This window comes from Vibrio sp. STUT-A11 (genome assembly GCF_026000435.1).
GTDB lineage: Bacteria > Pseudomonadota > Gammaproteobacteria > Enterobacterales > Vibrionaceae > Vibrio.
On the sequence record NZ_AP026763.1, the window covers coordinates 365,715 to 379,086 of the forward strand.

Sequence of the window (13,372 nt, forward strand, 5' to 3'; positions counted from 1 at the left end):
TCCTGCAATTTTTTATTAGCGAATTTGTGACAGTGGTGTGAACTCAATACATAAGGCTAATTGCCGAGCCCTACAAAATCCATTAGTGTGAGTTCTTTGATCCCCGAGACTTACTCAAAATACTAAAAACTATTGTCCTCACTCGGGTTAAGTAACGTCAAACAAAGGAGCTCACATGCCGATCCAAAGCTTTATCCCCCCTCATCGTATCTTAATGGGACCTGGCCCTTCGGATATTTACCCGCAAGTACTACAAGCGCTAAGTCGCCCAACGGTTGGTCACCTGGACCCTCTATTTATTGCCATGATGGATGAGTTAAAACAACTGCTTAAATATGCTTTCCAGACAGAAAACGAATTCACGATTGCCGTCTCTGCACCAGGTAGTGCAGGCATGGAAGCGTGCTTTGTTAACCTTATCGAGAAAGGTGACAAAGTTATCGTATGCCGAAATGGTGTTTTTGGTGAGCGCATGCGTGAAAACGTCGTTCGTGCTGGTGGTGAAGTTGTTTTGGTTGATGACGAGTGGGGCGCGCCAGTCTCTGTCGATAAAGTAGAACAAGCACTGCAACAGCACCCTGATACAAAAATTTTGGCGTTTGTTCATGCAGAAACCTCGACAGGTGCGGTCAGCGATGCTCAAGCTTTGGGCCAATTAGCCAAACAGCACAATGCGCTATCTATTGTTGATGCGGTTACGTCATTAGGTGGGGTACCGTTAAAAGTCGATGAATGGCAATTGGATGCGGTGTACTCAGGCAGCCAAAAATGTTTGTCATGCGTTCCTGGCTTGTCTCCGGTGACATTTTCTCAGGCGGCAATTGATAAAATTCAATCGAGAACAACACCTGTTCAGAGCTGGTTCCTTGACCAAAGCTTAGTGCTTGGTTACTGGAGCGGAGAAGGTAAACGTAGCTACCATCATACCGCACCAGTGAATAGCCTGTATGCTTTGCATGAATCGTTATTGATTCTGCAAAATGAAGGCTTGGAAAATGCCTGGGCTCGTCACCAATTGATGCATGAGAAACTGAAAGACGGCCTACAAAAACTCGGTTTTGAATTCGTTGTAGAAGAAGCATATCGCTTACCTCAATTAAATGCCGTTTACGTACCGGAAGGCATTGATGAAGCGAAGGTTCGAGCTCACTTACTAGAAACCTACAACCTGGAAATTGGCGCTGGTCTTGGTGCGTTGGCAGGTAAAGCGTGGCGTATTGGCTTGATGGGCTATGCAGCTCGTCCAGAAAACGTTGCTCTATGTTTGAAAGCGCTGGAAGAGTCGCTAACAGAGTAGCGACATCTGAAGTAAAAAAGCGAAGGTTATCCTTCGCTTTTTTCGTTTCTTTACTGCTCGTCTGACTGCTCAGGTGAAGCAGATTGAGCTTGTGATAGTGGCTGGTAATTTACTTTACTGAAATCTACCTGAGGGAATAAGAACTGCGCCTCAGCACGAATTTGTTCCGCTTTACTGCTGTCGTTTAGCCCCTGATAAGCCAAGATCAAATTGTTATAGAAAGCTGGGCGTGGCTTATCTTTAATGATGCTCAATGACCAGTCAATATATGGCTGAATCAAGCTTGGATCCTGTTTATGTAAACCGATATTGAGGAAAGTGCTGTACACATCCCAGTCGAATCTATCTTTCCAGACCACTGGATTGCTGACCTGATTCAGAATATCTGGGTTCGTCGGGCGTGTTGTTTCAAATTTCGTCAATATGTAATTGGTGTGTAAGGCACTCACCATGTAGAACGTAAACACGGCAGGCAGAGATAAGCTTACTATGCGTAGCAAACTTTTGGTGATTTTAGTGAAACCGACCTGGCGATAACGCGCAACTCGCTGATCCACCCAATAAAGCAGGATGATAAAGATCACCCAATGCACTAACGAGTGATAAAACGGGTATTCAAGCTGAGAGTGCAGCACAATTGGAATAAACAATGCCACTAACGCTAAACGTGTCCCCCGTTTGGCCTGATAGATTCTGTGCAGCACTAATGTCATAACCAAGAAGATACCTAAAACAGGCAGTAACCCACCTTCTACGGCCCAATACAATAATTCATTGTGCGGGTGATCCATTGCGGGTAACCCAGCAGGGTATTTCTCGTTTAACGCATGTTGGCGAGCGGTGTAAAGCATGTACTCTGACTCAAACTTTCCGTAGCCATATCCGGTGAACGGCTTTTCAATCACCATATCTAAGGTTTGCGGGAAAGTGTAAGTACGAGCTGACTCCATGTTAACTTTCTCTGCCGCTAAACCGTTGCCTTGAGGAAAAGCGATGTGCATGACCACAACGGATAACAGCAGACCTGTCACAAGAGAAATCACCCAATGAGTGAAGCGTCGTTTGGTATTGTAGCGGTACATGTACGGGAGAATCAGCAGGACCGCGAACAGAGAAGCCAGCCAACCAGTTCGTGAGGCAAGAGCAACGATCAAAGGGATGGTTAAAACGGGTACGGCATAGAGTAAATAGACATCACTGAGCTTGCGATCGTACTTGTATGGCTGACGTGCCAGTAAGTAACTGGCAATGACTAAACCTGTTGCGAGAAAGCTGGCCATGACATTGGGTTGCTGAAATATGCCATATGGACGGTTGGCGATGGTGTTGTAGCCGAAAGGGTTACCGGGTTGTAAGTAGAGATATTGTGTCAGACCGAAAATGGCTTCGATCACAACAGCCAACACGATAAACCACAAGATTCGTTGACGATGCTTATTGCTGAAATGGAATTGCTGCAATACAACGAAAAATAGTAAGCCACTCCACAGGCCAATAAGTTTGTTGGCGGCTAAGTGACTATTCGCATTTGGATAAAAAATCGGAACGGTCATAATGATGACGCTGATAAACAAGCCGATAGTCAGTTTTGAATATCTTAACGCTTGATTGCGGGCGAGTTGATAACAGCCAATCCCTAACACAAAGCTAAACGCTATCCAGGAAGTCACATTGAAGGATAACGCCAATCCTGAACCACCTGGATTTGGCATAAAAAAGTGCATTGCCAGTACAAACAGTACTGCCAAAGAGAGGAGAAACTTGCGATTGAGAGGAGCCTGAACTTTTTGTGGTGAAAGCCTTGTTCCACTTACATGTATAGTTGCCATAGACATTGCGTTGTTTTGAATGAAAAAAGACCAGCAATGGCTGGTCTTGGTACTTTACCTGTTTTTTCTATTTCAACATAGGACTAAGGAAGCGCGCTGTGTGTGATCCTTCGACCAAAGACACATCTTCAGGTGTGCCTTGAGCAATGATCTCTCCACCGCCTTGGCCACCTTCAGGGCCGAGATCGATAACCCAGTCGGCTGTTTTTATTACGTCCAGATTATGTTCGATGACCACGACAGTGTTGCCGTGATCACGCAGACGGTGCAGTACCGATAATAATTGCTGGATGTCATGAAAGTGCAGGCCTGTGGTTGGCTCATCCAGAATGTAGAGCGTTTTGCCAGTATCACGTTTGGATAATTCTCTGGCCAGTTTCACCCGTTGTGCTTCGCCGCCGGACAGTGTTGTTGCCGCTTGACCAAGGCGTATATAAGACAGGCCTACATCCATTAAAGTTTGCAGTTTACGTGCAATGACCGGTACGGGTTCAAAAAACTCGCGAGCGTCTTCTACCGTCATCTCCAAAACTTCATCAATCGTTTTGCCTTTGTAGCGAACTTCCAACGTTTCACGGTTGTATCGCTTGCCCTTACATACATCACAAGGAACATAGACATCCGGCAGAAAGTGCATTTCTACTTTGATTACGCCATCGCCCTGACACGCCTCACAACGACCGCCTCGAACATTAAAACTGAAGCGTCCTGGCTTGTATCCGCGTGAACGTGATTCTTGCGTCCCAGCAAACAATTCGCGAATCGGAGTAAAAATGCCAGTGTACGTAGCAGGGTTAGAACGAGGTGTGCGACCGATTGGACTTTGATCGATGTCGATGACTTTATCAAAGTGCTCCAGACCTTTTATCGATTTGAAAGGTGATGGATGTGCAGTTGTGGCACCATTTAATTGGGTATGAGCAATCTTGAAGAAAGTATCATTAATCAGCGTTGACTTGCCTGAACCTGACACGCCGGTAATACAACTAAACAGACCAACTGGCACTGACAAGTTAACATTTTTCAGGTTGTTACCCGTTGCACCAATAAGCTCGACGGTTTTCTTAGGATCGCGAGGAGTGCGCTCTTTTGGTACGGCAATCTCTTTTACACCACTAAGATACTGGCCTGTTAGTGAATTAGGATTAGCGATGATCTCCGCCATTGTGCCTTCTGCTACGACATTACCACCATGAACGCCAGCACCGGGACCAATGTCGATTACATGGTCGGCACAGCGAATCGCATCTTCATCGTGTTCCACAACTAAAACAGTATTACCCAGATCGCGCAGGTGAGTTAGTGTTTTTAGCAGACGTTCATTATCCCGCTGGTGGAGGCCAATCGATGGCTCATCAAGTACATACATTACCCCAACGAGGCCAGCACCAATTTGGCTTGCCAAGCGAATACGCTGCGCTTCACCACCTGACAAGGTTTCAGCGCTGCGGGATAAGTTGAGGTAATTTAGCCCCACATTGACTAAAAACTGCAGGCGGTCATTGATCTCTTTCATGACCTTTTCAGCTATCTGTGCACGCTGTCCTTCCAGCTTGAGTTCCTGGAAGAAGGCCAGGGCATCGGCAATGCTCAGTTCTACGATCTCTGGCAGTGTCGTGTCGGCAATAAATACATTACGCGCTTCAAGACGCAGACGTGTACCGCCACAACTTGAACAAGACTTCGTCGAGATATATTTGGCTAATTCTTCACGAACAGAGTTGGATTCCGTGTCTCGATAACGACGCTCGAGCGTGTTCAGAATGCCTTCAAATGGATGACGTTTAACTCGAATGTCACCACGATCATTAATGTACTTAAACTCAATTTCCGTACGGCCAGAACCTTTTAATATGATCTCTTGCGTCTTCTTTGGCAGAGAATTAAACGGCGCATGAAGATCAAAACCATAGTGATCCGCAATCGATGTGAGCATCTGGAAGTAGTAATAATTTTTTTGATCCCAGCCGCGGATTGCACCTTGTGCCAGACTCAATGAATCATCCTGAATGACTCTGCTTGGATCAAAATACTGCTGCACACCCAAACCATCACAAGTCCCACAAGCTCCCGCAGGGTTGTTGAATGAGAATAGTCTAGGCTCTAATTCCTGCATGCTGTAGCCACATTTCGGACAAGCAAAGTTTGCTGAGAAGATAATCTCTTCACCGTCACCATCCATTGGCGCGACGACAGCAATTCCGCCAGACAACTCCAGTGTGGTCTCGAACGATTCCGCTAAACGTTGTTGTAGATCCGCACGAACTTTAAAACGATCGACGACAACTTCAATAGTGTGCTTTTTGTGTAATTCGAGTGTCGGTGGATCGGAAAGATCGCAAGTTTCACCGTCAATTCGGGCGCGGATAAACCCCTGTGCGGCGAGGTTTTCTAACGTCTTTACGTGCTCACCCTTACGCTCTTTAACGATGGGTGCCAGTAGCATCATTTTACTGCCTTCAGGCAATTCCAATACTTTATCCACCATTTGGCTGATGGTTTGGGCAGCAAGAGGTGTGTGGTGGGTCGGACAGCGAGGTTCACCGACACGGGCATAAAGCAGACGTAAGTAGTCATAGACTTCGGTAATTGTACCTACGGTTGAGCGTGGGTTATGAGACGTCGACTTCTGTTCGATTGAAATAGCTGGTGATAAGCCCTCGATATGATCGACATCGGGCTTTTCCATAAGAGACAAAAACTGACGCGCATAAGCTGAGAGAGACTCAACATAGCGTCGTTGACCTTCCGCATATAAGGTGTCGAAAGCGAGGGAAGATTTACCGGAACCACTTAATCCAGTAATAACCGTCAGTTTATCGCGAGGAATAGTCAGGTTGATGTTTTTAAGGTTATGGGTTCGGGCACCGCGAACTTCTATTTTATCCATCGTTTTTGCTCTATGTATAACCAAGTTGGGCAAGTATTACATAGTGTGATAAATGTGCAAAGGAATACTGGACAAAAAAACAGTAAATAAAAGCCCAGCATTTGAGCTGGGCTTAATCATGTGGGAATAAGTGATAAGTTTGAAAAGCTTATGCTTCTCGTTGAGTCGCGTGTCTACCTAGCTCAGACTTTTTCTCATCTTTTAGGTATAGGTTTTCGAAACAGTAATTCGTTGCTTCGATGTAACCTTCTACGCTACCGCAGTCAAAGCGCTTACCTTTAAATTTGTACGCAAGAACGCAACCTGCTTTGGCTTGTTTTAGCAGCGCATCCGTAATCTGGATTTCACCACCTTTGCCAGGCTCGGTGTTTTCAATTAACTCGAAAATGTCAGGAGTCAGGATGTAACGGCCGATGATGGCTAGATTACTTGGTGCGGTGCCCTGTTCAGGTTTTTCTACCATGTCGTCAACACGGAAGATATCGTCTTTAATCATCTCTCCAGCGATAACGCCGTATTTATGGGTTTCTTCAACTGGGACTTCTTGTACCGCGACAATAGAGCAGCGGAACTGTTTGAACAGAGCGACCATTTGAGCCAGAACGCCTTCGTCTTCATTGACACAAAGGTCATCTGCCAAAACGACTGCAAAGGGTTCATCGCCAACCAACTCACGGCCAGTAAGGATAGCGTGCCCAAGACCTTTCATCTCTCTTTGACGAATATAGGTAAAGTTCGCTGACTCAATGATTTCGCGAATGTCTACCAACAGCTCTTCTTTGTTAGTGCCGCTGATTTGATGCTCTAGCTCGTAGTTTTTATCAAAGTGATCCATGATTGAGTGTTTACCGCGACCGGTCACAATGCACATGCCATTCATACCAGCTTGGATTGCTTCTTCGACGCCATATTCAATCAATGGCTTGTTCACTACTGGCATCATCTCTTTTGGCATTGACTTGGTCGCAGGCAGGAAGCGCGTACCGTAGCCTGCAGCAGGGAACAGACATTTTTTAATCATTGGGGGGATTTCCTTTCTCGTCATTATCTTCAAGAATTTGCGCATAACTTTAACACGAGAGTTATGTCTTAATCATGAATAAAGTAGGAAAAAATGTGAGGCAGAGACCGGAAAAAGCATGAGCGGATCGAACTAAGTGTTAGAGCCGCATTAACTTAGGTCACGGTAAGTTATGTTAATTAAGACATCAGGTTCTGATCTGCCCAAGCAATGGCTTGTACGCGGTTCTTCACAGAGAGTTTTTTGAATATTTGGTACAGGTGAGATTTAATCGTAAACTCACTCACAAATAACTCTTCTGCCATTCGGCTATTCGATGCCCCATTCTGAAGACAGCGCAACACTTGTAGTTCTCGAATGGTAAGGTCTACGGTCGCGGGTGCAGTATGAGTATTGATGACATTACGATAATAGTGAAGAAGTTGACTGGACACATTTCGTGGCAGCCAATTTTGGCCATTAATGATACCTTTTAACCCTTCACCGACTCGCTCAAGCGATTCCTCAGCATAGAATACGCCTTTTAGCTGACCGAAAGAGAGCAGTTCATCTGTCGTCAAACGCTTAGGGACATTAAAAACAACCGTTTCAAAGTTTTTCCACATCAGTGGTAAATTCTTAATCGACTGAACAAGTGACTTATGCTCACTGAAATCGATGAGCAAGATTTTATTACGATGTTTCGGTTTCGCTTCCATTAAAGCATCCGTCGAGATAACTGGGATATCTAGCTCGATGTAATTTTCCAGTGCTGATACCTTCAGGTGGGCATTCTCTTCCATACTGATCAGAAATAGCTTTCTGGCATAAGCTGACTTTTTCATAAGGTCAAATCTCCCAATATTCAGAGGAGGTAGTACGTTGGCATCAAAGAAGCATCAGAGCCATATGCTTGGTGAATAAATGCGTTCAGATTCAAAGGTTCACGTCGCGATGTCTGCAACGTAAATTAAAAATGTTACCTGTGATCATTGAATAGAGTTTTTGGTTCTAGATAAGCGCCAGATAGAACACAATAGTATTAGACTTTAACCTAGTCATTAAAGCGTGTTATTCTAATGCGCTAAAATTTTAAATATCCAGATTGAAACGGAGCACATCATGGCCAGCCGTGGAATTAACAAAGTTATTTTGGTGGGGAATCTAGGCAATGACCCTGAAATTCGCTACATGCCGAATGGTGGTGCAGTAGCAAACATTACTATTGCGACCTCTGATTCATGGCGTGATAAAGCGACTGGCGAACAGCGCGAAAAAACTGAGTGGCACCGAGTAGTGCTGTTTGGCAAACTTGCGGAAGTTGCTGGCGAATACCTACGCAAAGGTTCACAAGTTTACGTTGAAGGCCAACTTCAAACTCGTAAATGGCAAGACCAAAACGGTCAAGACCGTTACTCAACTGAAGTTGTTGTTCAGGGCTTCAATGGCGTAATGCAAATGCTTGGTGGCCGAGCTCAAGGTGGCGCACCAGCTATGGGCGGCCAGCCGTCACAGCAAGGTGGTTGGGGTCAACCTCAGCAACCAGCGCAACCGCAATACAATGCGCCTCAACAACAGGCTCCAAAGCAATCGGCTCCACAGCAGCCTCAGCAGCAGTACAATGAGCCACCAATGGATTTTGACGACGATATTCCGTTCTGATCCTTGTTGAATAGAATCTCAAAGGCCGCGAATATCGCGGCTTTTTTATTATCGGTGTCCCATACTGAACAGTATTAGCTGCTCTCAAGTGATCGAAATGTTTGCCGCTAACTAGACTGTAGTGGTAAAAACATTATGCCTCTCACAATCAAACTAATACGATTGTTTATTAAATATCAATCAAGTATAAGTATTTCAATAAGGTATATAGTGAATAGAAAAGGAATTCGGTGTTCATGAGGTATACCCCAACGCTTAAACTAAGCACGCGGCTGGTGGCTTTTGTCACCATGATCGTGATCTGCGCAATGTTTATTTTGTTTGTCGGCGGCACCCTCTCTTTTAAACGGCTTGGGCAAGAATATCTTACCCATTATTTAGAAGGGATCGTTGAGGTGGTCGATAAGGAGATGGAAGATCCGGATGCGGCATACTCCATGCAGCGCTGGATGCCCAAAATGCTGCAGGCCAGCAACATTGTAGAAATGACGCTGACGACCAATAATGCGGTTGTATATCGGTTTAAAGATACATCTCATAAGATAGAAGCGTCTGTCTTATTTGAAAAAGAGTACCCTCTGGCTCACAACCAAGATTATATGATCTATTTTAAGGCGATACCTCCTTACTTAGGTTACGGTTACTCGATGCAAGCATTATGGTCGATCACGTTGGCAGTGGTTTTGATCATTTTTTGTTTGATGCGTGGCGTTGCTTGGTTGAAAGAGCAGTTAGCAGGATCAGAAATGCTGGAAGAGCGTGGCCGAATGATTTTGGCTGGCCGTGTTGAGCAATATGCAAAAGGTGATAAATCGGAGTGGCCTTATACCGCTAGTGAAGCGCTCGATGTGTTGATTGAAGAGTTGCAAGATGCGCGTCAGGAGCGCAGCAGGTTCGATACTTTCATACGAACACAAACATTTTTAGACAAGCTAACGGGAACGGCGAACCGAGTATTGTTCGACAGTAAATTGGAATCGTCTTTACTGGAAAGCGGCGCACGTGGTGCGGTGATGCTTGTACGTCTTCATGACTGGAAGTTAGCTGAAGAGGAGCAAGATAAGCAAGTTACTGATGATTTTATTGTTGAAGTCGGCAGCCTGCTATCAAACTTGGTTCAGCGTTACCCAGACGTGGTATTTTCGCGTTACTACGACTCTGATTTTGCGTTGTTTTTGCCTCACCAAGATGCAAAAGGGGTTGCGAACCTCGCCACACAATGCATTCGTCAGCTTGAAAAATTGACGCCGCCAGAACCTTTGGAAGCAGACAATTGGTGTCATATCGGCATCACCATGTTTAAAGAAGGTGAGCGTCATAGCCAGATTATTGATGAAGCAGAAACTGCATTGCGCAGTGCTCAGCTACAAAACAACAATAACTGGAGTCGTTTTAAAAAGTGGAATCATGAAGAGGAGGTTCGGGGAAGCGTTAGATGGCGCACATTGTTTGATAAAGCGCTGACTCCCGAAAATGTGATACTGTATGCACAACCTGTTTATGTGATGAATGATGCGCCTCATAAAAAACCACTGTATGAAGCGGTGACCTGTCGGATTCAAGACCCCGAAAACGGCATTGTAAAAGCGTCCAGGTTTATTGCAGCAGTCAGACAGGTCGGTTATGAAGCACAAATGGATAAGGCGGTGGTTAATAAATTCTTAAGTAGTTTTAAGGATAACTTTAATCATCCCAATTCCTATACATTGAGTCTGACTGTTACCCCATTTGCTAGCCGAGAATATTTCAAATGGTTTCGTTATGAATTGCTACAGCTGTCACGTGAACAAAGAAAGTGTCTCAATTTTGAGTTTGTGGAAGCACAATTTGTAAGACACTTAGACTTTATGCGACCAGTGGCTAAAATGCTGGCTGGTTTAGGTTGCCAACTGATGATAGGGCAAGCAGGGCGAACGATAGTCAGTAGCCACTATTTGAAAGAGGTCGACATTCGTTACCTTAAGCTCCATCGCAGCTTAGTCACAAAGATTGATCAGCGGCATGAAAACCAGCTGTTTATTCGCAGTATGTTAGGTGCTGCCGCAAACAGTAAAACCAAAATTGTGGCAGTGGGTATTGAGAACCGGAATGAATTAAATACTTTACTTGAGTTAGGTGTATACGGTGGTCAAGGTCGCTATTTCTCTACAGAGCGACAATTTCTTCCTCGTCCGCAAAAGGTGCAGCCTACTCGGTCAGAATCCCAAGTTAAGCCAGGGAGACGAAATCGCTGGCGTAAAAAATAAAGATAATATTGATGGATCTTAAAGCAGTAATCGACAAGTTTGTGCGATCGTCAGGCAGTGGTCGCGCTTGTTTTTTAGTTATTCAGCCAGACGCAATCTATTTATCATCGTCACTGAAAAGTGCTCGACCGACCCGGTTTGAAATCTCAGAATCAAACTGGGAAAGAGCGGTGGAACAAGCACTCAGTGTTGCAGCCAGTTCTTATGACTCGTTAAAGGTTGTGCTGTCTCACAACTACTATCAGATGTACCAGATCGATAAACCAGTCATGCCTCGTCATGAGTGGTCTGCTGCATTACCGTTTTTGCTGAAAGAGCTGATCTCCGAACGCGCAATAGATATCGTTGCGGACGCGGTAGAATTGCCGAACTCGAGTAAGGTTCAGGCATATGTGTTATCAAGAAAAACACTCGATAAGATTGTACAGCTCGCGAATCACGCTCAGTTATCGCTAGAAGCTATCGTTCCTGAAGACTGTGTATGGGGGCATACCGCCGGGGAACTCGGTAATTTCATTTTGCTGCAACGCAGTGTTCGCGGCCACTTCCGCATCAGCGCATTTGTCGAACGAACAATCGCATTCCATCGTTCCATTCGCAGCGTGACGCCGCCGTTGACGGGGGTTCCGTCCACTGAGCTGCAAATGGACAGTCTGTCATTGGAGCTTCAGCGCTCGATTGACTATCTGTCTTCACAGCTTCGACATGTCCAGCTGCATCAGTTGAAAGTGTGCTGTGATGAAGAAGATGAGCACGAGCTGGTTCAGTCTCTTAATTACCGTTTAAGTACCAAAGTTTCTCCTTTATTACCAGAAGGGCATGAGTTCTCAGGACATGTGCTTGCTGACACTGCGACAGGATCTAAAGAGTTACAGATTAACTTATATCCTGATTACTTAAAGCCGAAGAAGGAGCTTCTGACCTTAAAAAATGTGGTGCTTTCTTGGGGCGTCGCAGCCGCAGCTATTCTGTTCTCTTATGGGTACGTCACCTGGCAAAGTGAAGGCTTAGAAGATGAAATTGCCATTGTGAAAAGCAAAGGCAGCATCATGAAATCTGAACTGGAGAGAGTTCAGGTTCAGTTGCGCAAACATCAGCCTGACACCAGTAAATTAGCGGCAAAAGAACGTCTTGAGCGTACCGTGAAGGCTAAACGAGACTCTCTAAAAGCGGTCGGGAAATATGACGATTCACAACTGTCAGGGTATTCCGGTGTAATGCTGTCTCTTGCTAAGTTAGGCAATAAAGAAATTTCTTTATCAGAAATTCGTATGAATAATAATACTTTAAATTTGAAAGGGTTGGCTAAGGCGCCAAGTTCCGTTCCTAACTGGGTCAACCAATTTAAAGATGAAATCAGCCTTGTTGGTCGAACTTTCGATGACGTAAGTATTGGTCGTAATGAAAAAGGTATTGTTACGTTTGAACTGAAAGCTGGGGAGGATAAAAACAAATGAATGAGTTCTGGCTTTCTTTGGAAGAACGTTTCGGTGAAATGAGTGTGCGAGAAAAAGTGCTTATCGCCTTGTGTGGTTTGGTCACCGTGGTGATGCTGCTGTTTACGCTAATACTCGAACCTAAACTCAATCAAATCAATGATAATGAAAGGCAACTGAGTAGCCTAAAGCAGACCAATCAAAAAACTGAGATTGATATTTTGCGTATACAAGCGCAACTGAAAAAAGATCCAAATGCGGAAATTGATTTGCAGGTTTCTCGTCTGCTTGCTGAAAGTCAGCGTCTTTCTCACCAGTTGTCAGAAATCATTGAACACCTTATCACTCCCTCGCAAATGGCAGGGTTACTTGAGAAAGTGTTAGAGCAGCAAACGGGCATTCACTTAGTTTCTTTGCAAACTCTGCCTTCAGAGCCGATCTCCGATGATAAAGAAGTGTCTCAATATTCAGGCTACTACGTTCATCCTGTGCGTATGGAACTGACAGGAGATTACTTTTCTATTGCTAACTACCTGAGTAAGTTAGAAAAAATTCCGGAGAGTTATTACTGGCGCAGTTTTCATTACCAAGTGGATGAATATCCCAAAGCAACATTAGTGTTGGAAGTGTACACATTAGGCTCTAGAGAGGCGTTTATCGGTGGTTAAGAACTTTATTATCTCAATAGCCTTAGCGGTAATCGCGGGAGGAGCATGGGCAAACCAAGACCCTACCGCTCCACTTGGCTGGCAAAAGCCGGTCGTCGAATCGAGCACGAAACCAACAAAAAAACGCTATAGGCTACCGTCACTGAACAGCATTGTTTGTAAAGTGGGCAGCCAATGTAGCGCCATCATGGATAACCGTATTGTCGAGCAGGGTGAACTGTTCAAAGGTTATCGCGTGGTGAGTATCACCAGTGAATTTGTAACCTTAAAGCAGGGCAGCCGTCAGTGGAAGCTGGAGCTTTTTGGATTAAACGTAAAAAAATAAAAATCAGAGCCTGATCAGA

The 13,372-nt window shown here is 44.9% G+C and carries 10 protein-coding genes; 6 read left to right on the forward strand and 4 right to left on the reverse strand.

The window, feature by feature from the left end; all coding sequences use genetic code 11:
- The first annotated feature begins 175 nt into the window (after positions 1-175).
- Positions 176-1,297 carry an alanine--glyoxylate aminotransferase family protein gene (locus tag OO774_RS01725; RefSeq protein ID WP_264904139.1) on the forward strand — a complete coding sequence of 374 codons (1,122 nt, stop codon included), beginning with the start codon at positions 176-178 and terminating at the stop codon, positions 1,295-1,297.
- Between the two features lie 50 nt (positions 1,298-1,347).
- Here the strand turns inward: OO774_RS01725 and OO774_RS01730 are convergent, their stop codons facing one another.
- From OO774_RS01730 to OO774_RS01745, 4 genes are all read right to left on the reverse strand, one after another.
- The gene (locus OO774_RS01730) at positions 1,348-3,126 is read right to left on the reverse strand and encodes a PglL family O-oligosaccharyltransferase (RefSeq protein ID WP_264904140.1); all 1,779 of its coding nucleotides are present in this window, start codon (positions 3,124-3,126) and stop codon (positions 1,348-1,350) included.
- Positions 3,127-3,193: 67 nt separating this feature from the next.
- Positions 3,194-6,016: an excinuclease ABC subunit UvrA gene (gene uvrA, locus OO774_RS01735; protein ID WP_264904141.1), complete on the reverse strand. Its 2,823-nt coding sequence runs from the start codon at positions 6,014-6,016 to the stop codon at positions 3,194-3,196.
- Between the two features lie 148 nt (positions 6,017-6,164).
- The gene (gene galU / locus OO774_RS01740; protein ID WP_264904142.1) at positions 6,165-7,037 is read right to left on the reverse strand and encodes a UTP--glucose-1-phosphate uridylyltransferase GalU; all 873 of its coding nucleotides are present in this window, start codon (positions 7,035-7,037) and stop codon (positions 6,165-6,167) included.
- Positions 7,038-7,216: 179 nt separating this feature from the next.
- The gene (locus tag OO774_RS01745) at positions 7,217-7,861 is read right to left on the reverse strand and encodes a LuxR C-terminal-related transcriptional regulator (RefSeq protein ID WP_264904143.1); all 645 of its coding nucleotides are present in this window, start codon (positions 7,859-7,861) and stop codon (positions 7,217-7,219) included.
- A gap of 277 nt (positions 7,862-8,138) precedes the next feature.
- Here OO774_RS01745 and OO774_RS01750 point away from each other — a divergent pair, with 277 nt between their 5' ends.
- From OO774_RS01750 to OO774_RS01770, 5 genes are all read left to right on the forward strand, one after another.
- Positions 8,139-8,678 (forward strand): single-stranded DNA-binding protein, encoded by a 540-nt coding sequence (locus tag OO774_RS01750; protein ID WP_264904144.1) that lies wholly within the window; start codon positions 8,139-8,141, stop codon positions 8,676-8,678.
- A gap of 236 nt (positions 8,679-8,914) precedes the next feature.
- Positions 8,915-10,924, forward strand: a complete 2,010-nt coding sequence (gene csrD / locus OO774_RS01755; RefSeq protein WP_264904145.1) for an RNase E specificity factor CsrD — start codon at positions 8,915-8,917, stop codon at positions 10,922-10,924.
- An 11-nt stretch (positions 10,925-10,935) separates the two neighbouring features.
- Positions 10,936-12,381, forward strand: a complete 1,446-nt coding sequence (locus tag OO774_RS01760) for an MSHA biogenesis protein MshI (RefSeq protein ID WP_264904146.1) — start codon at positions 10,936-10,938, stop codon at positions 12,379-12,381.
- Complete coding sequence (locus OO774_RS01765) at positions 12,378-13,028, forward strand: type II secretion system protein M (protein ID WP_264904147.1); 651 nt, start codon at positions 12,378-12,380, stop codon at positions 13,026-13,028. Before OO774_RS01760 ends, OO774_RS01765 begins: the two co-directional genes overlap by 4 nt.
- Positions 13,021-13,353 carry an MSHA biogenesis protein MshK gene (locus OO774_RS01770; protein WP_264904148.1) on the forward strand — a complete coding sequence of 111 codons (333 nt, stop codon included), beginning with the start codon at positions 13,021-13,023 and terminating at the stop codon, positions 13,351-13,353. Before OO774_RS01765 ends, OO774_RS01770 begins: the two co-directional genes overlap by 8 nt.
- Positions 13,354-13,372 lie beyond the last annotated feature (19 nt).

Excerpts from the sequence above, each read along its gene's own strand:
- OO774_RS01725 (WP_264904139.1), top strand. The coding sequence starts at position 176 with ATGCCGATCCAAAGCTTTATCCCCCCTCATCGTATCTTAATGGGACCT.
- OO774_RS01730 (WP_264904140.1), bottom strand. The coding sequence starts at position 3,126 with ATGGCAACTATACATGTAAGTGGAACAAGGCTTTCACCACAAAAAGTT.
- uvrA (WP_264904141.1), bottom strand. The coding sequence starts at position 6,016 with ATGGATAAAATAGAAGTTCGCGGTGCCCGAACCCATAACCTTAAAAAC.
- galU (WP_264904142.1), bottom strand. The coding sequence starts at position 7,037 with ATGATTAAAAAATGTCTGTTCCCTGCTGCAGGCTACGGTACGCGCTTC.
- OO774_RS01745 (WP_264904143.1), bottom strand. The coding sequence starts at position 7,861 with ATGAAAAAGTCAGCTTATGCCAGAAAGCTATTTCTGATCAGTATGGAA.
- OO774_RS01750 (WP_264904144.1), top strand. The coding sequence starts at position 8,139 with ATGGCCAGCCGTGGAATTAACAAAGTTATTTTGGTGGGGAATCTAGGC.
- csrD (WP_264904145.1), top strand. The coding sequence starts at position 8,915 with ATGAGGTATACCCCAACGCTTAAACTAAGCACGCGGCTGGTGGCTTTT.
- OO774_RS01760 (WP_264904146.1), top strand. The coding sequence starts at position 10,936 with ATGGATCTTAAAGCAGTAATCGACAAGTTTGTGCGATCGTCAGGCAGT.
- OO774_RS01765 (WP_264904147.1), top strand. The coding sequence starts at position 12,378 with ATGAATGAGTTCTGGCTTTCTTTGGAAGAACGTTTCGGTGAAATGAGT.